This is a genomic window from Streptomyces sp. NPDC017943, from assembly GCF_044328425.1.
Lineage (GTDB): Bacteria > Actinomycetota > Actinomycetes > Streptomycetales > Streptomycetaceae > Streptomyces > Streptomyces djakartensis_A.
Map to the genome: position 1 here is coordinate 1 of NZ_JBIRHH010000022.1, position 21141 is coordinate 21141.

Consider the following 21141-nt stretch of genomic DNA (forward strand, 5'->3'; position numbering starts at 1 on the left):
GATCCACGGCGACGTCCCCACACCGGACCGAACGCTCAACTCCCGTCCCGGACACGGCAGCCAGGACTGATCCACCTCATTGTGTTAGCCGCTGTAAGAGGCACTGGCAGCTGTCTTCGACTTTGTGCTGGCCGTGGTGGGTTAGCTTTCACCGCAGTGAAGTTTCCCCCTGAACCTGGACAGCGGGTGATTATGCTGCGGGGGCGAGGTGTGTGCAGGAGTTTTGAGTGGGGTGACGTACCCGTATTCGGGGTGCTTGAGGAGTCTGGCGCGGTTGTACTCGACCTCGATGAAGCGGAAGACGTCGGCGCGGGCCTCGGCCCGAGTCGACCACATGCTGGTACCGATCTCGGATTTTAGGACGGCGAACTAGCTTTCCGCGGCGGCAGCATCGTAACAGGAGCCGACACGGCCATAGATTGCCTCATGCCCAACTTCCGTATCTCTTTGTGGAATTCGTCACTCGTGTATTCCGACCCGCGATCGGTGTGCATGATGCAGTCCGGCTCCAGACTGCCCTGGCCCGCCGCAATCCGCAGCGCAGCCGCCGCCAGCGCGGCTCGCGCGTCGCCAGATCGATGCAGGTGGCCAGGCAGGCCTTGCCCTCGGCGGTGACCAGCTCGGTCATGTCGCCGGCCAGCCGCATCCCCGGCCGCGGCGCGGTGAAGTCCCGCCGGATGAGGTCGGCGGCGAAGACCGCCCGCTTCGCCTGCCTCGTGAGCCCGCACCGCCGGCGCCTGGTGATCCCGGCGATGCAGTGCTCGCGCATCAGCCGCTCGACCCTCTTGGCGTTGACCACCCGACCGGCACGACGCAAGAGCGGCATGGATCCGCGGAACGCCGTAGGCACCCCGCGACCCGGCGTGCAACACCCGTATCTCGCAAACGAGTTCATGCTCCGCACGCCGCCGTGCTCGACGAGCGGGCTTCGCCGCCTGCCAGGCGTAGTACGCCGAGCGTGCCACGCCCAGCACCCGGCACAGGAACGCCACCGGAAGGCCGCCCGGATGGCTCTCGGATGCCGTCTCCGCGTCGAATGAACGCGTAGCGCGCGGCTACTTCGTCTTCTGCTGCGCGAAGAAGGCGGTCGCTTTTCCCAGCACCTCGATCGTCGCCTCCTGCTCGTGGACCTTGCGCCGCAGCCGGACCAGTTCCTCGCGCTCGGCCGTGGTCAGCGCCCCGGCAAGCCCTGAAGTTTCCCCTTGTCGTGGACACGAGGAGACTGGGATCTTGAGGTTCGAGAGGCAGTAGCACCAGGTGGGAAGCAAGTACACAAAGCGGTCCACCGAGGAATTCAAGCGGGACGCGATCGGGCTCGTCGATTCCTCGGGCAGGACGGTCACTGCTGTCGCCCGGGAGCTCGGCATCAGCTCCGAGTCCTTCACGCGGCTGGTACCGCCGGGCGAAGGGTGGGCCGGGGCGAGGGCGGGTCCGGTGAGCTGACCAGCGCCGAGCGCGAGGAGCTCAAGCGGCTGCGCAAGGAGGTTTGCGAACAGCAGCAGACGATCGAGATCCTGAAAAAAGCGACGGCCTTCTTCGTGAAGGAGAACGACCGGTGAGCGAGCTGTACCGGGTGATCCATGCGGAGAAGGCGGCCTATCCGGATCGTCCTGCTGTGCCAGGTGCTGAAGGTCTTCCGCTCCTCCTACTACGCCTGGTGCGAGGGCGAGGCCGCCCGCCGTGCTCGTCAAACCGCCGACGACGCGCTCGCGCACGAGATCACCGTGGTGCACGTTCGCTTGTACGCCGACACGGCGGGCGACCCCTTAGCGAAGTGCTCGAGCGCTGCGGGGTGGTGATACTGACCGTGAGACCTTACCGGACTCTTGTCCGAAACTTTGCGTCGCGGGCATGGCGTCCACTGCAATAGTGCCAGCCGCGCGAGAGATGTCCTCTTGATTTACCTCCCGCTTCGAATCGGTCCCCTCCGAAGGGGGTGCAGCCTTTATTATGAGATACAACTTATTCAGCTCGTCTTCATGCAACTCATATGGAGTCGGCGTCTTGTTCCATCCCATGTTCTTTCCCGCATCTCTCAGCGGCTTGCTGACACGCTCGAGACAATTCTTTTCCACTAGATAGTCCCACGCCGCTTGTGCCCTGCCTTGATCGAGCTGTTTCGAGATTGCCTTCAAGATGAATCTTTTATAGGCCACATCACTCCAGACCCCTCGCTTATTCATCAGCGCGTTGATTACGATAAGGATGTCGTCATAATTTGGAGTCTTTTTTGTCATCGGTGAAGCCTTTCCCTGTGCGGTAAATGGTGAAATGAGGCGGTGCGTCGTGACCGGCAGGAATATTTAATCAAGCGGCAGCTTCCTCCTCAAAGGATAACCGCTGTACTCACTTTCGAAGCCAATTCTGCCGATCGAGACTATATTCGAGTCTTCACTCAACAGGCACCGAAATAAAGTTGCAGGCAAGGCATCGTTAACTACTCGATGAGGTCGTGGCCGGTGGGCGCCGCGGGCATTCCGTACCTGCGGGCGCAGGGCTGTACGCCTCTAAGGGGGCATCTGATCTAGGCGAATTGCCCTTGGTGCCCTAGTACGTTCCTCGCCAGGTGGGTGTGGTTTCGTCTGTTACGCGCTTGGCGAGGTGTCGATCGAGGCGATGTGGAATGGCTTCGGAGCTGGCCGTGAGCGTCTCGTAGTCGCGGGCGAGGCGGTGGTGCATCATGATCCAGCCGATACTTCGCTCAACTACCCAGCGTGTCCTCAACATGGCGTCAGAGAGTTCCCCTCTTCGTGGAGCGCCTTCCGCTGCTTCCCTGTCGCATAAACGATAAATCAAAAGTTGCGGGGATGGGAATTGTCACGGACATCTCTCTTCTGGTGGCGTGATGCGGAGACTGGGCTGGTTTTCTTTATGGGTGCGGCCGTCCGTGGAGGGCAGTTAATGTTTGGTGCCGGCCGTTGAAGCGGCCGGGGCGGTGGGCAGACGTCCAGCGGGGACTGCGCACACGCGCCAGCGCCTCGACGGCCCGCTCGCTCAGCACTCGCACACTGCTCGCTCACGCGGGGGCGGTGTGCGAGTACTGAGCGAGCGGTGTGCGAGGGGTTGTGCGAGTCAAGACCATGGTGCTCACGGACGGGGACGGCCGGGTGCTGTTCTGCAGCCCGACCAAGCCCGGAAGCTGCGCGGACATTACCCACGCTCGCCAGTTAGGGCTGGTCAAGTTCTGGCCGACGGGCCCGCCGTGGAGATTCTCGCCGATGCCGGCTACGAGGGCCTGGGCGCGCAGACCAGCGGTCGGGTGGTGACACCACCGCATCGCAAGTTCAAGAAGAACGCCCCGGACTGCTACGAGGAGATGCACGAGCGACAGCGGAAAGCACATTCCTCACGACGCATCCGTGTCGAGCACGGCATCGCTCACCTGAAGAACTGGCGAGCTCTTGCCCGCCACCTCGGCCGCCGCGAGCACATGAGCGACACCGTCCAGGCCGTCGCCGGCCTGCTGTCCCATCAGCAGACCGCGGACCTGACGCCGGCGCGGCAGAGGTGAACACCGAGCCCCGCCGCCATCCTCGACGTCTCCCTGCCTACCGTGCACGAGCTCGTAAAGGCTGTCCCGTAAATCATCTGGACCGTGCCTGCGGGCCTGTTCGTATCTGGGTCACCCAGCGATGGTGAGGTTGTGCAGGCGGGCGATGCCGAGTATGGCGTGGTGGACGCCGTCGGCTTTCAGGCGGCAGTCGCGCAAGATCTTCCAGCCCTTCATGCGGGCGAAGGTGTGCTCTACGCGGGCTCGGACCTTGCGGTGGGAGGTGTTGTGCTCCTCTTTCCAGGCCGGAAGCTCGGCCTGGCCGGGCTCCCGGCGGTGCGGGATGACCAAGCCGGTGCCCCGGTAGCCGCCGTCCGCGATGACCGTGGCCCTGCCGACGGCGGCCTTCGCTCCGGACAGCTCCCACGCCTTGCAGTCGTTGCGATTGCCGGGCACCGGCCGACCGACGGCGACGACCAGCCGGGTGTCGGCGTCGATGACGACCTGGTGATTGGTTGAGTACCGATAGTTCTTCGACTGCTCGGCGACCGCGTGGTCACGCGTGGGCACCAGGGTGCCGTCAACGATCAGCACGGCGTCCTTGCGGAACCGCTTGCGGGGCTGCAGTGCCAGCGACGGCCCGAGGTGGTCGATGATGCGGTCGGCCGCCGACTTTGAGATGCCGAACAGCGGCGCTAACTGCCGCAGAGGCAGGTTCGTCCGCCAGTACGCGGCGACCAGCAAGACGCGGTCCTCCAGAGGCAGGCCCCACGGCCTGCCCTTGCGCACTGGGTCCGCGCCTTCACACCGCAGCGCGGTGATCAGCTTGCCGAACTGTCGCGGGCTCAGCCCAGTACTGACGCAGCAGGCCGTTGGTGTTTTTGTTCGTGCCGCGCTGCCAGGGGCTATGCGGGTCGGCGAAGAAGACGGGGATTCCGGTCTCGACCTTGAACTGGGTGTGGGCCGACATCTCCTTGCCACGGTCCCAGGTCAGCGATCGAGCAAGCTGCGCGGGCAGGCTCGACATCGTTGTGGCCAGCGCGTTTCTTCATCGATATTGCGCCGTAGCCGGCCAACGCAGGACCCCTTTGCGACGGAGCGGTAGGCCGTCGTGGTGCCGAGGCCGAACCCGGCCGCTTCGACCTGGTCGACACCGGTGGTGGGGCGGCCGGCCCGGCCTCGGCTCGTCGGCCCGGCGGTCAAGCCGCTCGGCAAGGAAGCGTACCGACGCCAGTTGCGGACCCGCGTCCGCCCTCACCCGCAGATTCCGGGCGACGACACCACCGCCTCATGCGGCCATGACCGCCGTACCGCACCACGGGAGGGCTCGCAGGTACTCGACATGGCCAGCGCGATGCAGGGGAACCAGGGCGAGCCGCATCGCGACCGCCCAAGCCCGTATTAAGGCGGTGGTGCTATTATTGAGATGCTGAATCAGCAATGCATAACGGAAACATCATGAACCAAGGGGATTTGGATGAGCCTAACTGCGGGAGAAATTCGGAACATTATCAAACGTTACAAAAATAAACCCGATTACCCCCATAAGCTCACTATGATAGTCGGCGGAAGGGGCGGCGAATTTTCGAAGTTGATGAACTATGGCGTGGGCAGTAAGGTTATCAAAGAGCTGAGTGAAGACGAGCAGCGCGATCTTATAGCCATATGGCTTTCGAACCGATACTCCGTCCCTTTCAAGAAGGGGGGGCCGCCTCCTTTTTCGGAGATAGAAAAATCGCCCCTGTATGCTCGAATCAACGTAGAAGAAACCTTCGAAAAACTTGCTGTTAAATGGGAGGCCGCGAAACGGAAGGACGTGGAATATACGCAGCAATGGAGCGTCGACGCGTTAATTAATTCCCTTCTTGCGGGCGCTCCTGCGGTAGGAAGACCACCTCAACGAGGCAGAGATTCGGCACGTGAGGTAAGAGCTGATGCCGCTGCGCGACAGGCGTCTGATGTATGGCTACAAGAAGTTTTTCCCGATACGGCAGCCTTCCGAGGGGCGGGCAGCAGCACCTCCGATTGGAGTTCGGGGCATGATGATGTTTTCAGAAGCATCTATGGCCTAACCCTGGCAGAATATAGCGACGTATACACCGAACAGCGAAATAGCAACCCGCAGAAATTGCAGAAGGCGGAAGTTGTTACCGCGATACAGTCCATACCCATCGAGATGTGGACAGATGCCAGGGTTGAGTACCTGCTAGATAAGCTGCAAGACGCTGAATACAACTTCCGCCTCCTCACCTCGGAGCAAATCACCACAGCGGTGCTGGCAGAGCCTTCCTGGGATTGGGCACCAGCGGCTGCGGCTGCAAGGATGACAGTGCCCGGCACCTCTCACCACGCCAGCTCAGATAGTGCCCCTTCTCCCTCGGCCTACAACATCTCCCAAGCGCATGGCCAATCCCATGTCTTCTCATCGGCGGATGTGCCGGGATGCCGTCGGTGATGGGGTTGATGGAGGAGCGTGAAGTTTCCCCGTGATCTCGGACACTCGTTCGCTATGCCGCGAGGGCGTGTTGATGCCGCTGTCTGGTCTCGGCCGGGGTGAGGTAGCCGAAGATCTTGTGCTTGCGCAAGCGGCGGTTGTAGAAGGTCTCGATGAAGGTGAAGACGTCGGCGCGGGCGGTGGCCCGGTTGGGCCAGGTCCGGGTTCCGATCTCTTCCTTGAGCAGGGCCCAGAAACTCTCCGCCCCGGCGTTGACGCTCCTATAGTTGTCAACTCGCCGCGGAGGCCATCCGTGGTTCCGGCCGAAGCAGGTGGTAGACCTCGCGGATGACGTAGCGCTTGAGGCATCTGATGATCTCGCGTTTCGTCTTGCCCTCGGCGGTGCGGCGGGCGACGTAGTCGATCGTGGGCTGGTGGAATTCGCGGGGCTGGAGACTGTCGTGCCAGGGGCCGCGGCTGTCGTCCGGGCTGGTCACCTCGCGCAGTCCGTCGATCAGGCTGGTGCGGATGCGGCCCTCGGCGACGAGCTGTTCGGCGGTGGCCCGGCGGGCGAGGCCGGCGCGGTTCTGCTTGGTGAAGAAGGCCATCTTGCGGGACTCGAAACCGATCAGGAAGGTCAGCAGCTGCCAGTTCACCGTCGGTTTCTCCGTGAGCTGGTGCACTGGGACCTTGTTGCCGGGGTCGGCGACCCACGCGGTGAAGTGGGTGTCCGCCTCGGCCGTGGACAGCGGGCAGGCTTCCGCCTGAAGACGGCGCCAGCAATCGAGTGCGCGCAGGAGGTCGGGGCCAAAGTCGTTGATGTACGCCCATGCAGCGCGGACAAGCGGGAACCATGTCTCCGGCCGGATCACAGGGGTTTTGAGTTCGGGGACGGTGGGGTGGTCGACGACGGCGTTCGTGCTGGTGTCGTCTTGAAGTCGTCGTCGCTCCAGTCACCGACCCATGGGGGAAGCTGTCGGGAGACGCCGTAGGCGTGCAGGGCTCGCAGGTGTCCGATGCGCTGGGAGACCGTGTGCGGTGCCACCGGGTCGGGCGGAAGATGCAGCCCGCGGGCGAGTACGGCTGGGTGGCGCGGGTTGAACCAGATCATGGCCATTTCCCTGGCCAGGAGATTCCACTGAGGGTCCAGCTCGCGGAAGATCACGCGGAAGCCGGCGGCAGCCAGGTTCGGGGCCCTGCGGACGATGCCGTTTCAGGTCCCAGCAGCCGGTGTTGCCGAACAGTGGCAGACAGGCGCCTTCCAGGAGCGGGTGGGACTGGATGACGGGCTCGTCGTCCCGGAAGACCGAGACGGGCAGGGCGAGCGGCAGGCGGCTGGTCATGCGTCGAACTCCACGTGGGCCGAGAGGGGGAGAGGTAACGCCGCAGTGCCTTCGGCGATCTGGCGGCGGGCCTGAGCGATCTCTGCGTCGGTGCGGGCCTTGATCGCTTCGGTGACGTTGACGTGGCTCTGTCCCCAGAGCGTGTGGAACAGCTGAGGCGACAGCCGCAGCCGCAGGCGTTCGAGATGGTCGGAGAAGAGCAGAAGCTGGGGGAGGTTCGAGGGCAGCACGAACGCGTTGCGGCATTCGAGGCAGCGGGTGGGGGCGACCGGGCAGAGCTGGCCGGCGCGTCCGTAGGGAGAGGCGAACGGGTCCCTGCAACTGGAGACGCCCATGTCGAGCTGCCCGGTGCGAAGCTGTTCAACCTCTTGCTCCGACAGCCCCAGGGCCTCGGCAGAACCCGGCTGGCCCAGCGACTGCTCGGCTTTCTCGCCCAGCACGACGGGACCGGCCACTGCTCGGTCGAGCCAGCGCGTCTGCGCTGCGGTGATCACGCTGCCGGCGATCACCTTCAAGGTCGTGCCGTGCGCGTAGTGGCGGTGGAAGGTCTGGACCGAGTGGTCGTCGGCGATATCACTGACGCGACCCTTGAAGGTGATGGCCTTCTCGACCTTGCTGGACTTGCGCAGGCGCCGGATGTCCGGCCGACCGTCGACTGACAACCCTCGCTCCCGTAGCCAGCCGGCGAAGGTCGACGTCCGGTCGAGCCTGGCGGGTGTGACCTGCGGCCAGAACATCGCGGCCCGAAGGAACAGCGGGACAGGGGAGATGCCGAACCGCTCGGCCAGCGGCCTGCTCAGTTCCAGCAGCCGACGGCAGATCTCCCCGGCATCGAGCCGGGGCCGGGCCGGGTGCAGCAGAGCCGGGCTCGCCGGCTCCGGTGTGCTGAATGCCTGGCGCATTCGAGCGCGGGCCCGGCCCTTGCTGAAGTCGATGGTCACGCTGGAGGAGCCGAACTCGATGTCGTGCTCGGTGAGCGCGGCCACTTCCTCCGGGGCCCGCTCAGTGGCTGCCATCAGCAAGATCCGATAAGCCTGCAGATCGGAGTTATGCAGGAACAACTGCCTCACCAGGCCCCTGACGACGGCGGCCTTCGCGGCGACCGGGCTGGTGCTGGCCGGTGCCAGCTGCCGCAGGCTCACCGGCATGTCCCGCCAGGACGGAAGAGCCCTGCTGATGTCCGTGCAGTTCAGGGCATCGTGCGCGATCGCCCAAAGGAGGTTGGCCTCCTCGGTCCAGCCGTCCTCGCGTGGATCGCGGCCGCGGGCCACGAGGTCCCAACCGCGGACCAGGCGCCTCTCGACGTCCAAGCGCGCGGCCCATGCAGCCTGGACGATCTTCTTTCTGTCGGCCCGGGAGAACTCGTCCAGCTCAGTGGTCTCCCCCCGGCGCAATCCCAGGGCGCCTTCAAGCCAACCGTGCAAGTGCCCAGCGACCACACGCTGGGCGTGGAGCGACCGCCGCCCGATCAGCGTCCTCAGCCGACCTGCATGCCAGGCCGGACTTCGCGAGCCGGGCCTGTGCTGGGAGGGCAGCAGACGGACCCATTCCGTCACCGCGTGATGCAGGTCCGGGTCGGTGCCCGCCAGACTGGCCAGGTGCGGCCGGGGGACGTGGCATCGACGTGCGTGCAGAACGCCTCGATCGTCTGCCGGTAGTGCGTCGCCGAGGTCGGCCCGTAACGGGCGTCCTCCACCAACTCCACCCACTCGTCTGCGAGTTCCCCGGCCAGCTTCGCGCAGGTGAAGCGTGCCGGATCGAACGTCACCGTCCGAGAGCGGCCCTGACCGTCGACCGTCGACACCTCTCGAACGCCGACCCGGGCCGGGGCCGCAGGGCGAGGAACAGGAGCGGGGAAATCACGGGTGTAGTGGCCGCGACGGGGCATGGGCGGCGTCCTCCAAGTCCATCAGGCTGCGGGCGATCGTGATGTAGGAGGCGCCGCCGACGGCCGTCCACTCGCGGAAGGCGTCATCGACCTCCCGCATCGGGTCCTTCAGGTAGCGGATGTAGCGGTAGGTGGTCGATGGGTGTGCGTGGCCAAGGCGGCGCTGGACCACGAGCAGCGGATTGCCGGTCATGTGGTCCAGCAGCGTGGACATCGGCAGCCCCTGGTCCTCGGCGTCGTTCAGGGCTTCGCGCGTCAGAAAGATCAAGAGCCGCAAGGCGAAAGTGTGCCGAAGGTCGTGATAGACCCAGCACCGCCTGGGCAGCACCGGCGCGTGCCGGTTGCCGGCCCACGCTTTCATCCGGTCCCAGGCCCTCCAGCGGGTCTTGTCCCAAGCCGAGAAGGTGAGCATTTTGCCGCCCTGACCGATGAACAGCGCCAGCGGATCCAGGCCGTCACCGGTCTCCAGCACCGCCAGACGCCGCAGGTCCGGCTTCATGTTCTTGATCGTGCGCGTGATCGTCCGGCCGTCGAGCACCCCGCGGACCCTCGTGCCGTCGGCCTCCAGCCCCCGGAGCACGAACAGCTCTCGGTGCCGCCGCCGAAGTGAGCGCTGGGCCTTCGCCACGATCTCCGGACGTTCGAGCAGCAGGTAGGGATCGAGTAGTGCCATCGGGTCCGGCGCGACATAGACCGAGCGCGGCCGTCCGAACTTGGCGCAAGCCTTCAGCTCGACGTCCGCGAACGTCGGCCGCTGGCCATCCACCAGCCCGAGCTCGGGCAGGAGCAAAGTGGACCACTCCTGGATCCGCATCCCCGTCATCAGCGCCAGCTCGCAGGCGGCGCGGTTTCGATGGGGTCGCCAGCCCCGGAACGAGACATCCAGCCCGGCGTCCGGAGCCAGTCCCCCGAATCCGACGTCCCTCAGGTAGAGGTTGTCCCGTATGGGGTGTCAGTTATCCGGTGAGGGCCAAGTTGTGGAGCCGGGAGATGCCGAGCATGGCCTGGTGAACGCCGTTGCCCTTCGGCCGGCAGTCCCGCAGGATCTTCCAGTTCTTCAATCGCGACAGGGCGTGTTCCACCCGGGCTCGCGCCCGGCGATGGACGGCGTTCTCCGCTTCCTGCTGCGGGCTGAGATGTTCCTGACCTCGCCGTTTGCGGTGTGGGATGAGCAGGCTGGTGCCCTGGTAGCCGCCGTCAGCGATGGTCGGTGTGCCGCGGCAGGCCCGGTCGACGCCGGACTCGGTGAACGCCCGGCAGTCGTTGCGGCTGCCGGGCAGCGGGAGGCCAATCGCCACGACCAGACGGCTGTTGGCGTCGATGACGACTTGCAAGTTCGTCGAGTACCGGTAGTTCTTGCTGGACGCCGCGACGGTGCGGTCGCGAGTGGGCACGAGTGTGCCGTCGACGATGTAGACGGTGTCCTTGCGCGGCCGGCGGGCCGGTGAGATGGCCAGCAGCGGCGCAAGGTGATCGAGGATGCGGTCCGCCGCAGATTTCGACACCCCGAACAACGGCGCCACCTGCCGCAACGTCAGGTTCGTGCGCCAGTACGTCGCCACCAGCAACACGCGGTCCTCCAGCGGCAGCCGCCAGGGACGGCCGCGCTGGACGTCGCCACCGCGACGCCGCACCAACGCGACCAACCTGGCGAACTGCACCTCGGTCAGGCCCGAGAACGGCTCGATCCACTTAGGATCATCCGCTGAGATCACCCCACCCATGCCCAACCAACGCACCAACCGCCACACCAGTTACGGGACAACCCCTAGGTGGTGGAGTGCCGCACTCGGGACGGGGCGCGGGCATCGCGGCGCGCGGCCGCGTTGCCGATCCGGTTCTGCCGGGACCGGGACCGGGCGCCGGCCAGCACACCGGCGGCGGCCGCCGACACGACGGCGACAAGCGGGAAACGCCGGCCACGGCGGTCACGCGGTTCGGGCAGCCCGGCCAGGAAACGGGCCAGGCAGACCGCGTCGGGCAGCGGCTGCGGCAAGCGGGTACGGGCCAGTTGCTCCAACCCTCGAGGCATGGGAGAAGACAGGGACGCAGACACGGTCTTCGGTTGTGGTCATGCGGATTCGACACCTACATGATCACCGAAGTCGTGCCTGCATCTGCATCCGCCCGCCGCACCAGACAGTCCCGGACCCTGCGGGACGATCCCACCCAAGCCGCGAACACGCAATGCCCCTGGTCCGGAACGACGGCCGGACCGTGGTCTCGCAGGCCGGGTCGGTCTTGCGGGTCGAAACTGTCCGCAAGACTGGCCTTGACCAGTCCGTATCCGCAGCGCTTGCCCCCCCTGGCGGAAGCCGCGGTCCGTCCACGACCCGGGCAAGATCCTCCTGGACGTCGCGCTGGCGGTCGCGCTCGGCGTGGACTGCCTTGCCGACATCGCGATGCTGCGGGCGAGCCGGCCCTGTTCGGACCGGTCGCCTCCGACCCGACGGTCTCCCGCTTGGGTGACGCCCTCGCCACTGTCGGCGAGAGGCATTGACCGCCATCCGCACCGCACGCTCCGAAGTCCTCCGGCGAGTCTGGGAGTTGGTTGGCAGCCGATCACCGGACACTGGTGGGCAGGTGATCGTGGACTTGGACGGAGTCCTGGTCGTCGCCCACTCCGACAAGCAAGACGCGGCCCGACCTGGAAGAAGACCTATGGCCATCACCCCCTGCTGGGGTTCGTCAACCACGGGCCGGGCGGAACCGGCGAACCCGTCGCCGCTCTTCTCCGCCCCGGGGACGCGGGCTCGAACACCGCCGTCGACCACATCACCACCGCCCGTCTCGCCCTCGCCCAGCTGCCCAAGAAATACCGGCGCGGACAGCAGACCCTCATCCGCTGTGATTCCGCGGGCGGCACCCACGAGTTCGTCTCGTGGCTCGCCCGGCGCGGGCGCTGGCTGTCCTACTCCGTTGGCATGGTGAGCACCGAAACCATCCACCAGCAGGTTCTGAAGATCCCCGCCTCGGCATGGACCCCGGCCGTCGAGACCGGCGGCGAGGTCCGCGAGGGGGCCTGGCTCGCCGAATTCACCGGCGACCTGCTCGACGGCTGGCCGAAAGGGATGCGGCTGATCGTCCGCAAGGAACGGCCTCATCCTGGGGCCCAGTTGCGGATCACCGAAGCGGACGGCATGCGGGTCGCTTGTTTCGCCACCAACACCGCTGGCCGTCCGATCGCCGAACTCGAGCTTCGTCACCGGCTGCGGGCCAGGGCCGAAGACCGGATCCGGGCCGCCCGCGCGACCGGCCTGCGCGACCTGCCCCTGCACGACACCGCGCAGAACAGGGTCTGGCTGGAGATCGTCCAGACCGCTCTCGACCTGCTGGACTGGATGCCCATGCTCGCTCTGACCGGCAAAGCCCGATTCTGGAACCCCGCCGTCTTCGGCTCCGCCTCTTCTCCGGAGCCGCCCAGCTCGCCACCACCGGCCGGCGCCGCATCCTCCGCCTCGCCCGCCACTGGCCATGGACCAGCGAGATCATCGCAGCCCTCGCACGACTCTCTCTCCTGCCGAAGCCCGGCTGACCAGCGTCTCTCCACCTCTACGAGGAGCACCGCCCCTACCGGAGCAGTGGAACCCGGCGCCCACCCGACGCGAGAGCCGGGCCACCGGCCTGCCCGGCATCAGCCACCGAAAGCGAAACGGTCCGCCGATTCCGTCGGCGGACCGTCACGAAAGATTGAGGCTAGCCACCAGAACTCTGGAACTCCCCTGCTGCTGGTGCACGTGAAAGCGCTCTACTTACGAGCCCGTGGTCCCTGGGGACGTGCCAAGGAGGTGACCCTATTTGCGGGAAGCTGGCCCATGAGAGCATCATTTGGCACAGGTACGGTATCCCGCCCGACCGATGGTATTTGAGAGTGTGCAGCAGCGAAAGCATTGGCGGTGTTGGCAGCTAACACGGCCTCTATTTTTCCGTAGTTGATCTTATATAGAGGCTTTCCGGTGGAACTTACTGCAACCAGGTAATTTTGGTCATGCAGATCTTTGAAGGTTTCACCTTTGGAGCCGGGCGTAATTCCTGCGGCCGCGTATGCATCGTCGGCGCTGAAAGCTTCGGTACCGAACTTCGCGACCGCTACGGCCAGAAGATTGACCTTCCTGGGTTCGAGATTTCTCGCCAATTCGGCCACCAAGTTGGACGTGGTGCGGAGGACCTTCTTCGCTTGTTCTCCCGTAAAGAGATGGCCGATGATTCCAGTCTGCATACGGAATTGCCTGCGGTATGCGGCTAGATTTTGGGCATGTCGTTTCTTAACGTCTTCCATGGTGATCTCAGGTTTGCCTCTACGCCGCGCCTGCTCATTCGCTGTATCCAGCACGTTCTGCAGCACATCGATGGTACGATCCTTTCCGGAGTAGCCGAGCTGGGCGACGCCTTCGATGAGGGCATGCTCCTTGATTTCTGGATCGTACCTATCACCATTTCGCACCCAATGCTTTACAGCTTCTGGCGCATAACCGGACAACTCTTCAACCACTGTGAGTAGTGCAGCCAATTTGAAATCAAAGGCTTTCAATTCTGGCAGATCTTTCGCGCCGAATGACCACATTTATTCCACCGCCGTTCACTTATGCTCGCACTTGTCCCTTCTTCTTACGTGTGCGAGGTGCGCCAGGTTCACCCGCTTCCGTCGGCCGGCAGGTGTCCGTCATGCCCGCAAGGGATGACGGACTCAGTCACCCTGGTCAGCGGGGGTGGTGACGAGGCAGGCCCCCTCGGCATGACCCCGGCTCCGGACCGGCCGACCATCCCTCGCCACATGCAAGAGCCCCCGGTGCCCGACACCACGCCGATATCCTCTCCGGCCAGGGAGGACGAGGTCGCCTCCGGCACCGGCAGGCGGCGCCGCTGGTGGCCACGCCGGGACTGACCGGCATGGGGGCCGAGAACCCCACCGAAAACCTGGCCGGCATCTCCTGCAACAACCCCTGCGACATCTGCTGCACCACCTTTCCGGCGGCCTCCGCGTTCTCGCAGGTCACCACGCGTTTTGCGCGTGGTCGGGAGGCCGACATCCCCCTTGGAGCCTCCCTCGCCGCCCAGATCAGGAAGAAAGAGGATGGGGCAGGGTTGGGGCGGAGGTCGGTCCGGCGGGGGGAGGGGCGGCTCTTGACCTTGTTGCGCGTCGGCTGGCCTCTGCGCTGCCCGGCCGCTGAAGCGGGGCGGTGGGGTGGGGGCGAGGGGCCGGGGGTGAGGGGCCGGGGGTGAGGGGCCCGGTTGCTCCAAACGTTGCGGCAGATGTTGCGCCAGGAGCTTGCGCGCCTGATCGCGGGCCGTGCCGTCAACACTGCTTAGCCTCGCGCTTTCATGAGGTGGACTGTCCGAGGCTTGATCAAATAAGCGGAGAGTGCTCCTGACCCGCAACGATTGGACTCGTCTAATGATCACAATGCCTGCGCAATGCGCCCCTGATCAGGGTTTTCTTCTCATTGCGCAGCCGGACGGCTGGCATGAGGCCGATGCGCAGCCGGTGCGTGGTGGCGGGCTTACTGCTGCGCGCGTTGGCGTGGTGTCGGACGAGGGTCTGCCAGCGCCGCTCGAAGTCGACGGCCTGCTCGGCGATGTATTCGGCCTTGAGGGGTTTGTTGTACTGCGCAGTGATCCCTTGGCTGCGCACTCACTGCTCGTACAAGGCCGTAAATAATAGGTAATAATTGCGAAAGACATAGTGGATTTTTCAATCGACTGAGTGGGTCTGGATATTATCTTGGGGAGCTAAGCCCTTTGGGCGGGTGAGTGAGTCAGTCGCCGCAGGAAGAGCAGGTGATCAGCGCGACCGCAGCGCGGACCAGCCTGTACTCGCGGGTGAAGCTCGTCGAAGAGAAGGGGCGCATCACGGTGATCACTCAGCACAAGGTGCACGCTCTGCTCGCGCCGCTGGACCGGTTCCCGGCAGCCCGGAAGAGCGATGCCTTCCCGGCCCCCGTGCTGAGTACGGCGCAGAAGGACCTCGGTGACCTCGTGACGCTGGCAGCGAAGGGCCAACCACAGGTCCTCCTTCGCAACACCACGCCGGTTGCGGTACTGCTCCCCGTCGACCACGCCTCAAGTGCCCTCTCATCCGACACGGCCGTGCACCCGGCGCGGCGACCGCAACAGCGCGCCGCGCCGGCTCGCCACGCTGGGCGACGCCATCGGTTCCGGACTCACCGACGGCCCGGTCGGCGGAGCCTTGTTCGGGCTGCCCGGCCTGGACGCCGCGACGGGCGGTCTGCAGCCAGGTCGGCTGACGCTCGTGGCGGCCGCCCCGAACGTCGGCGGGAGCCTGCTGGGTCTTGCCGCACGGCAGACCGCGCTCGTCGATCGTCACACGGTCCTCTACGCGGCGTCCGGACCCAACAGGGACGACATTGCCGCCGGATCGTTTCCGCCGAGACCGGCGGCGACTACCCGCGTCTGAAGCAGGGCCGCCTCACCGCGCAGGAGCAGCAGGTCGCCCGGCAGCTGGTCCAGGCGGGCGACCTGCTGCTGATCGATGACGGCACCAACCTGACGGCCGAGGACATCGCGGAAACCGCGCCGCACATGGAGGGCCTGGCCCTCGTGGTCGTGGACCGCCTTCAGGCCGCCCACAGCGCCCGCCTCCCGCTGTCCGGAGAGCGTCTCCCGGATGCCTCCCAGGTCCTGGCCGGCCTCGCACGCACCCTTCACGTACCGGTCGTCGCCGTCGTGGACAGCGACGGCCCGCTTCCGCACACGAGAAGACGTCGCCAGGTTTCTCGACCCCGACAAAACCAAGATCAAACCGACGTGTTGATTCCCGGCAAGCCCTAAGGCCCGTTGCAGCCCGAACCGGATCAGCCCTGCCATCGCCGCCGTTCACGCTATCGAGATTGTCTGGCGATCAGGACGAGAAGGGTTCATTGACATGCTGTCAGTCAACTCGAGCATGGGCTGGTGAACCTGACAAGTACGTCAGGCGTAGAACTCTTGGATCGGCTTCCGCGAGTAAGAGGATGTGATGCCGCGAAGATGGCCCTCGAATCCCAGACCGGCATAGAGCAAGGAGCATCGGCAAGGCTGCGCAGCAGCCGCTCCGTGTCATCGAAATAATCGGCACACGTCAGCAATGGTAAGACGTCTCCTCGTGCACACACGCAGGAGCTAAGGTAAATCCCAACCGCTCTCAAGGAGGAAAAATGCCCTATTCGCAACTTGAAGTTCTCGACAGGCTCACCAATTGGCTCAAAACTGAAATGACAGTGAGTCAGTACGCTGAGCACAAAGGTATTCCTTTGAACGAATTCGTGACGTGGGCCGAGGGCAAATCTCATGCTGCGGTTTACAAAATGATGCTGTCGGAAGAGCAGCGAGAAATTGCCGCTGCACGCGTGGCCGCCCACCGTCTGGTGAAGGTTGCTCAGCAGGCCCCGGCATATGACAGGCATGTCCGGCATCGGAATGCCGAGGACACACGAATGGTTAACTCACTCGGGCAAGTCAAGGGGCAGGGGCGGACTCGGTAGAGTGCAAGGCAGGCCCTGACCCCGGATTTTGGACACCGTAGACACTTGGATCTTAATGGTCGAGGAGAGCGGAGTCCCCGTGGGGATGAAGCACTACCCCGCCGGGTTCAAGGCGGACGCGGTCTCGTTGTACCGGTTGAGGCCGGGAGCGAGGGTCAAGTTCGTCGCCACTGATCTCGGGGTGGACTCCGAGACGCTGCGCAACTGGGTCCGGGCGGCCGACGGCCGCCTCCCAGGCACCCACTCGTCAGGGCCGGCCGCTGCCCGGGATGGCGGTGACGACGTTCAGGCGGAGCTCGCCGCAGCCCGCAAGCGGAACCGTGAGCTGGAAGAAGAGCGCGGCATCCTCCGCAAGGCGGCCCGGTATTTCGCGACGGAGGCGCTGGTGAACCGCTGCCAGTTCGTCGATCACCAGCCCCGGTTCGGCGTGAAGCGGCTCTGCGGCATCCTCGGCTTGCCCCGCTCTAGCTTCTACCACTGGCGCTTGAGCTCCCAGGATCACCGCCGAACTCCGCGACGAGGGCTGCCCGGTGTTCCACCCCAAGCGCCTCGCGAGGATGATGCGGACCATCGCGCTCGCGGGAGTCCGCCTGCGCCGCCGGCACCGCACCACCGTCGCGGACCATGCAGCGGCGAAGGCCCCGGACCTGATCGGCCGCGACTTCACCGCGGCCGCGGTCAACAGGAAGTACCTCGGCGAGCTCAGTGAACCGACTTGTGCAGCCAGCCGTAGTCACCCTAACGGAGCGGCCATACCAAGCGGCCAGCAGCGGGTATTGCGTGCGTGGCAGTGCTCGTACAGCAGCCAGGCAACACGCTCGACCAGCTCACGCGGGACTCGAACATAGCGGGACACCGAACCAACAAGGCCCCTTCGGTCGACAGACAAAATAGGCTTTTTCATGGCAGAGCCAACCACCAGTACTGCCATTGAGCGTATTCCACCTCGCGTCTGTCCTGGTCAAGGGCTTACTGGCGAGTGACCATGTCCGCTGGTTCACTTTCTGGACCAGTAGAGCCACAGTCGTCCGCCGTGCGACGAATACTCCGCCGGACATGGTCGACGGATCTGACAGGCAGGTTGTAAAAGGCTTGCCGTCTGAAAAGCCTCGGTTGAACAACTCTGCAATGGGGAAATCTTCATGCCTACCACTCTCACCGAACAAGAAATCGCACTCCTCCGGCAGGTGATGATTAAGAATGGAATTTACCACAATGTATATGAACTCGAGGCCGATGACCCAGTCCATCGCCTGGCCGAAGAAGGATACCTTACACAGGTGCCTTATAGCGACGACTCTCACGAGTCCCAGCGCGACTATCTAGTATCCAATAAGGCTGTTGGCGAGTATCCAGATTTTCTCGAGAATGGGCTATTTGGAGAAAAAGGCGGTAACTATAACGATCCAGGTAATGGGCCACTCGGAAGTGAGCACCTGAAAGCTTTGGAAGAGTCATTTGCTCAAGTCCCTGCGTACGAGTGGAATCCTGCACCGCGCGAGGGCGAAGGATTTCATGTTAGCCACTTGGTGGCAAGTGTACGCACACTTGAAACCAGCCTCGAGGGGAAATGGTTCCCGGCTGTTCACGATGCCGTGCAAGAAATTCGACATAAATTGAGCAGCACCCTCGCGGCTGGTGTGACACCTGATCTCGACGGCGCGCTAAATGCGCTCGACAATGACACGATCAAAGGGAACAAAGGAAAAAGGGCGGGGCGAAATGAGTTCCGGTATCGCCTGCTGGCCCTTCGGGGAGCCCATGAAAATCTTGGACTCGTGCAAGACCTCGTCCTCTACATACACGACATGATGGGCAGTCGTGATTTGCCAGAGCGCTCCCAGCTATTGACGGCCAATTCGGCCTGTTTTGGGGCACTTGTATCTATGTTTGGCTATTCATGGGCTCAAAAGGATATCCCTGAATGGAACGGCTACATATCTCGCTGGAGCCCTGAAATAGCCGCCTCTCACGCAGATTCAGCGAGTAGGGCAAGAGACGTTGCGCGTTGGAAATTCCACAACCTTCACGCCATACTGGGAGCCCACAACAAGGAGGCCTACTTTTTTAATAATCCGTTCAAAGTCGATCACATCGACAGTGTCCCTGTAAATGAGAATGACATATTGAGCCCTCGTCTTTTGCTAAATCTGAGCGAAGCCTCCTATCAGTGCGCCAAAGCTTCTTTCGATTACTGGATAGCAGTTCGCCAAGGGGAGCCGCAGGTGCCGATCACTTGGAGCGCTTCCCAAGTGGAAACACTCACAATCGAACTAAATGAAGCATTCTCGGAACTTCCCCTGGAAGAGCAGTCTGTTGTCAGGGAATGGCATGAGAAGTTCGAAGAAAGCGAACACCTATGGAATAAGGCGTGGACTCCCATAAATTCCATTTCTCAAGCTGCTCAAGGCGTATTCTCGAGAAAGGGGATCCGGCTGCCACCTCCTTCTGAGGCATACGCGGCATACATGGAGAATTATTACAAGGCAAATACCGGTATCCATGCCCAGCTCGGTGCGCATCCGGTAGCCGCCGCCTCGGACAGCCCTCAAAGCCAGCACGCCGGAGCCCTTGCCCACAGGGCGGAGCCTGATTGGGCTGCCTCCGTTTATCCCTATCAGTCTGGTGGGACTGCGGGCCCTTCCCAGCCGATGGCCGCCCCTGGGGCTTACCCAGCCGACGACGCGTCCGGGCAGCCGACGTACGCCCCGGGGCCTTCCGCCCCACAGCACGGCACCCCCGCTCCCGGTCCCAACCGCTACGCCGGGTACAGCTCCCTGAAGCTGGCAGCAGGCCCCTATCTGAACGAAGCAGAGCCCTCCCCGCGGAAGGAAGCGACGACAGCACAAGCCGCATCGATCCAGGCGGTAGCCGGGCCACCGCATCCCCAGCCCGCACAGCAGCAAGCGGAAACCAACCGCAAGGCACGCACCAGCACAAACACGAACCAGCCGACACGCTGACCACCCTCAGGGGTTTCGCTCCACCGTCAACACGCAGCCCAACCGGCGGCAGACCCGGCTGTCGTCGGGTCTGCCAAACGAGCGGTGTAACTTGGGTTGCTGAGGGTTGCTGGCATGCTACTGAGAGTCAGCCGTCGAACGTGGTGTCGAAGGCGTTCAAGGCGGTCTTCCACCGCACAGTCCAGCGGGCCTGGCCCTTGTCGGTCGGGTCGAGCGACATGATTGCCATGTAGACGCATTGCAGGGCGGCTTGCTCGTTCGGAAAGTGGCCGCGAGCCTTGACCGTCCGCCGAATCCCCACGTTGACGGACTCGATGGCGTTCGTGGTGCAGACGATGCGCCGGATCTCGGTGTCGAGGCGGAGGAAGGGGCTCCTCCCGTGCGTTCTCCCAAAGCCGCACGATTGCCGGATACTTCTTGTCTCACGTGTAGGCGAACTCCGCGAACCGCTCGACTGCGACTTCCTCGTTTCGCCGCGGTGTAGACCGGCTTGAGGACCTTCGAGATCTTGTCCCAGTCCTGGCGGGCGGCATAGCGGAAGGAGTTCCGCAGCAGGTCGACGTGGCTCCATTAGACGGTGTCCCGTAAATGCCCTGTGACATGCCGGATGACCTGCTCGTTTACCTGTCATCTGGTGAGGGTGAGGTTGTGCAGGCGGGCGATGCCGAGCATGGCGTGGTGGACGCCGTCGCCTCTGAGGCGGCAGTCGCGCAGGATCTTCCAGCTCTTCATGCGGGCGAAGGTGTGCTCGACACGGGCGCGGACCTTGCGGTGGGAGGCGTTGTGGTTCTCCTTCCATGCGGGCAGGTTCTCGTCCCTTGTGCTGGCGGTAGTGCGGGATGGCCAGGCCGGTGCCGCGGTAACCGCCGTCGGCGATCACCGCGGGGGCGGTGCCGACGGCGGCCTTCGCGCCGGACTCCTGCCTGGCCCGGCAGTCGTTGCGATTGCCCGGCAGCGGCTTGCCGACGGCGACGACCAGGCGGGTGTCGGCGTCGATGACGACCTGGTGGTTGGTGGAGTAGCGGTAGTTCTTGCTGGAGGCGGCCACAGCCCGGTCACGGGTGGGCACCAGCGTGCCGTCCACGATGAGCACGGTATCCTTGCGGAAGCGCCGCCGGGGCTGGAGGGCGAGAGCCGGCCCGAGGTGGTCGACGATCCGGTCGGCCGCCGACTTCGAGACGCCGAACAGCGGGGCAAGCTGGCGCAGTGTGAGGTTGGTGCGCCAGTACGCGGCCACCAGCAGCACCCGGTCCTCCAACGGCAGCGACCACGGCCGGCCCTTGCGGACCGGATCGGCTCCCTCGCGCCGCAACGCGGTGATCAGCTTGTTGAACTGCCGCGGGCTCAGCCCTGTGAACGGGCCTATCCAGGAGGGCTCCAACGCCGTGATCACACCAGCCACGGCAAGATCATCTCACCTCTGACCAGCAGTTACGGGACAGCCTCTACGAGCTCGTGCATGGTAGGCGGTGAGACGTCGAGTTCTCGATCGTTGAACATGGTCAGGTGGTGGGGAACTCAACGTGTGCGGTGATCATCAGT

At 64.2% G+C, this 21141-nt stretch carries 19 protein-coding genes and 6 pseudogenes; 10 read left to right on the top strand and 15 right to left on the bottom strand.

Annotation, left to right across the window (positions count from 1 at the left end; all coding sequences use genetic code 11):
* Window positions 1-424: 424 nt before the first annotated feature.
* Window positions 425-826, bottom strand: a complete 402-nt coding sequence (locus ACH4C6_RS34245) for an IS3 family transposase (RefSeq protein ID WP_398112567.1) — start codon at window positions 824-826, stop codon at window positions 425-427.
* A gap of 229 nt (window positions 827-1055) precedes the next feature.
* Window positions 1056-1274: a hypothetical protein gene (locus ACH4C6_RS34250; protein ID WP_398112568.1), complete on the bottom strand. Its 219-nt coding sequence runs from the start codon at window positions 1272-1274 to the stop codon at window positions 1056-1058.
* Between ACH4C6_RS34250 and ACH4C6_RS34255 the strand changes: the two genes are divergently transcribed.
* Genes ACH4C6_RS34255 through ACH4C6_RS34265 form a run of 3 tightly spaced genes read left to right on the top strand, consistent with a single transcriptional unit; the run spans window position 1258 to window position 1799 of the window.
* Window positions 1258-1443 (top strand): transposase, encoded by a 186-nt coding sequence (locus ACH4C6_RS34255; RefSeq protein WP_398112569.1) that lies wholly within the window; start codon window positions 1258-1260, stop codon window positions 1441-1443. The two genes, ACH4C6_RS34250 and ACH4C6_RS34255, sit on opposite strands and share 17 nt — an antisense overlap.
* Complete coding sequence (locus ACH4C6_RS34260) at window positions 1410-1559, top strand: hypothetical protein (protein WP_398112570.1); 150 nt, start codon at window positions 1410-1412, stop codon at window positions 1557-1559. Before ACH4C6_RS34255 ends, ACH4C6_RS34260 begins: the two co-directional genes overlap by 34 nt.
* A 21-nt stretch (window positions 1560-1580) precedes the next feature.
* A complete protein-coding gene (locus ACH4C6_RS34265; protein WP_398112571.1) occupies window positions 1581-1799 on the top strand; it encodes a hypothetical protein in 219 nt (72 codons plus the stop codon).
* 748 nt (window positions 1800-2547) lie between these two features.
* Here ACH4C6_RS34265 and ACH4C6_RS34270 read toward each other — a convergent pair.
* Window positions 2548-2727: pseudogene (locus ACH4C6_RS34270) on the bottom strand (IS5/IS1182 family transposase); the annotation flags it as partial.
* Window positions 2728-3202: 475 nt separating this feature from the next.
* Between ACH4C6_RS34270 and ACH4C6_RS34275 the strand changes: the two are divergent.
* The gene (locus tag ACH4C6_RS34275) at window positions 3203-3511 is read left to right on the top strand and encodes a transposase family protein (protein WP_398112572.1); all 309 of its coding nucleotides are present in this window, start codon (window positions 3203-3205) and stop codon (window positions 3509-3511) included.
* A 111-nt stretch (window positions 3512-3622) separates the two neighbouring features.
* On the opposite strand, the gene ACH4C6_RS34280 is transcribed toward ACH4C6_RS34275, so the two are convergent.
* Together ACH4C6_RS34280 and ACH4C6_RS34285 are read right to left on the bottom strand one after the other, a co-directional pair.
* A complete protein-coding gene (locus ACH4C6_RS34280; RefSeq protein WP_398112584.1) occupies window positions 3623-4399 on the bottom strand; it encodes a transposase in 777 nt (258 codons plus the stop codon).
* Window positions 4341-4587, bottom strand: a pseudogene (locus tag ACH4C6_RS34285) (IS30 family transposase); the annotation flags it as partial. The pseudogene ACH4C6_RS34285 and the gene ACH4C6_RS34280, both read right to left, overlap by 59 nt.
* A gap of 380 nt (window positions 4588-4967) precedes the next feature.
* On the opposite strand from ACH4C6_RS34285, the gene ACH4C6_RS34290 reads away from it, so the two are divergent.
* A complete protein-coding gene (locus ACH4C6_RS34290; RefSeq protein WP_398112573.1) occupies window positions 4968-5945 on the top strand; it encodes a hypothetical protein in 978 nt (325 codons plus the stop codon).
* A gap of 269 nt (window positions 5946-6214) precedes the next feature.
* Here the strand turns inward: ACH4C6_RS34290 and ACH4C6_RS34295 are convergent.
* From ACH4C6_RS34295 to ACH4C6_RS34320, 6 genes and pseudogenes are all read right to left on the bottom strand, one after another.
* Window positions 6215-6343 (bottom strand): annotated as a pseudogene (locus ACH4C6_RS34295) (IS110 family transposase); the annotation flags it as partial.
* 920 nt (window positions 6344-7263) lie between these two features.
* Window positions 7264-8706 carry a hypothetical protein gene (locus ACH4C6_RS34300; RefSeq protein WP_398112574.1) on the bottom strand — a complete coding sequence of 481 codons (1443 nt, stop codon included), beginning with the start codon at window positions 8704-8706 and terminating at the stop codon, window positions 7264-7266.
* 113 nt (window positions 8707-8819) lie between these two features.
* On the bottom strand, window positions 8820-9035 hold the full coding sequence (locus ACH4C6_RS34305) for a hypothetical protein (RefSeq protein ID WP_398112575.1): 216 nt from the start codon (window positions 9033-9035) through the stop codon (window positions 8820-8822).
* A 91-nt stretch (window positions 9036-9126) separates the two neighbouring features.
* Entirely contained in the window at window positions 9127-9945 is an 819-nt protein-coding gene (locus ACH4C6_RS34310) for a hypothetical protein (protein ID WP_398112576.1), read from the bottom strand.
* A gap of 166 nt (window positions 9946-10111) precedes the next feature.
* Window positions 10112-10879 carry a transposase gene (locus tag ACH4C6_RS34315; RefSeq protein ID WP_398112577.1) on the bottom strand — a complete coding sequence of 256 codons (768 nt, stop codon included), beginning with the start codon at window positions 10877-10879 and terminating at the stop codon, window positions 10112-10114.
* Window positions 10880-10923: 44 nt separating this feature from the next.
* On the bottom strand, window positions 10924-11187 hold the full coding sequence (locus ACH4C6_RS34320) for a hypothetical protein (protein WP_398112578.1): 264 nt from the start codon (window positions 11185-11187) through the stop codon (window positions 10924-10926).
* Window positions 11188-11342: 155 nt separating this feature from the next.
* On the opposite strand from ACH4C6_RS34320, the pseudogene ACH4C6_RS34325 reads away from it, so the two are divergent.
* Window positions 11343-12690 (top strand): annotated as a pseudogene (locus ACH4C6_RS34325) (IS1380 family transposase).
* A 213-nt stretch (window positions 12691-12903) separates the two neighbouring features.
* On the opposite strand, the gene ACH4C6_RS34330 reads toward ACH4C6_RS34325, so the two are convergent.
* Window positions 12904-13719, bottom strand: a complete 816-nt coding sequence (locus ACH4C6_RS34330) for a hypothetical protein (protein ID WP_398112579.1) — start codon at window positions 13717-13719, stop codon at window positions 12904-12906.
* 828 nt (window positions 13720-14547) lie between these two features.
* A complete protein-coding gene (locus ACH4C6_RS34335; RefSeq protein WP_398112580.1) occupies window positions 14548-14787 on the bottom strand; it encodes a hypothetical protein in 240 nt (79 codons plus the stop codon).
* 455 nt (window positions 14788-15242) lie between these two features.
* Between ACH4C6_RS34335 and ACH4C6_RS34340 the strand changes: the two genes are divergently transcribed.
* The 4 genes from ACH4C6_RS34340 (at window position 15243) to ACH4C6_RS34355 (ending at window position 19599) form a co-directional block, all read left to right on the top strand.
* Complete coding sequence (locus tag ACH4C6_RS34340; RefSeq protein WP_398112585.1) at window positions 15243-15944, top strand: DnaB-like helicase C-terminal domain-containing protein; 702 nt, start codon at window positions 15243-15245, stop codon at window positions 15942-15944.
* 365 nt (window positions 15945-16309) lie between these two features.
* A complete protein-coding gene (locus ACH4C6_RS34345) occupies window positions 16310-16636 on the top strand; it encodes a hypothetical protein (RefSeq protein WP_398112581.1) in 327 nt (108 codons plus the stop codon).
* Between the two features lie 85 nt (window positions 16637-16721).
* Window positions 16722-17345 (top strand): transposase, encoded by a 624-nt coding sequence (locus ACH4C6_RS34350; RefSeq protein ID WP_398112582.1) that lies wholly within the window; start codon window positions 16722-16724, stop codon window positions 17343-17345.
* A gap of 433 nt (window positions 17346-17778) precedes the next feature.
* Entirely contained in the window at window positions 17779-19599 is a 1821-nt protein-coding gene (locus ACH4C6_RS34355) for a hypothetical protein (RefSeq protein WP_398112583.1), read from the top strand.
* 127 nt (window positions 19600-19726) lie between these two features.
* Here the strand turns inward: ACH4C6_RS34355 and ACH4C6_RS34360 are convergent.
* Window positions 19727-20160: pseudogene (locus tag ACH4C6_RS34360) on the bottom strand (transposase); the annotation flags it as partial.
* Window positions 20161-20226: 66 nt separating this feature from the next.
* A pseudogene (locus tag ACH4C6_RS34365) lies at window positions 20227-21001 on the bottom strand (transposase).
* Window positions 21002-21141: the final 140 nt, after the last annotated feature.

Excerpts from the sequence above, each read along its gene's own strand:
- ACH4C6_RS34355 (WP_398112583.1), top strand. The coding sequence starts at position 17,779 with ATGCCTACCACTCTCACCGAACAAGAAATCGCACTCCTCCGGCAGGTG.
- ACH4C6_RS34350 (WP_398112582.1), top strand. The coding sequence starts at position 16,722 with ATGAAGCACTACCCCGCCGGGTTCAAGGCGGACGCGGTCTCGTTGTAC.
- ACH4C6_RS34320 (WP_398112578.1), bottom strand. The coding sequence starts at position 11,187 with ATGCCTCGAGGGTTGGAGCAACTGGCCCGTACCCGCTTGCCGCAGCCG.
- ACH4C6_RS34330 (WP_398112579.1), bottom strand. The coding sequence starts at position 13,719 with ATGTGGTCATTCGGCGCGAAAGATCTGCCAGAATTGAAAGCCTTTGAT.
- ACH4C6_RS34290 (WP_398112573.1), top strand. The coding sequence starts at position 4,968 with ATGAGCCTAACTGCGGGAGAAATTCGGAACATTATCAAACGTTACAAA.
- ACH4C6_RS34265 (WP_398112571.1), top strand. The coding sequence starts at position 1,581 with ATGCGGAGAAGGCGGCCTATCCGGATCGTCCTGCTGTGCCAGGTGCTG.
- ACH4C6_RS34345 (WP_398112581.1), top strand. The coding sequence starts at position 16,310 with ATGCCCTATTCGCAACTTGAAGTTCTCGACAGGCTCACCAATTGGCTC.
- ACH4C6_RS34245 (WP_398112567.1), bottom strand. The coding sequence starts at position 826 with ATGCCGCTCTTGCGTCGTGCCGGTCGGGTGGTCAACGCCAAGAGGGTC.
- ACH4C6_RS34315 (WP_398112577.1), bottom strand. The coding sequence starts at position 10,879 with ATGGGTGGGGTGATCTCAGCGGATGATCCTAAGTGGATCGAGCCGTTC.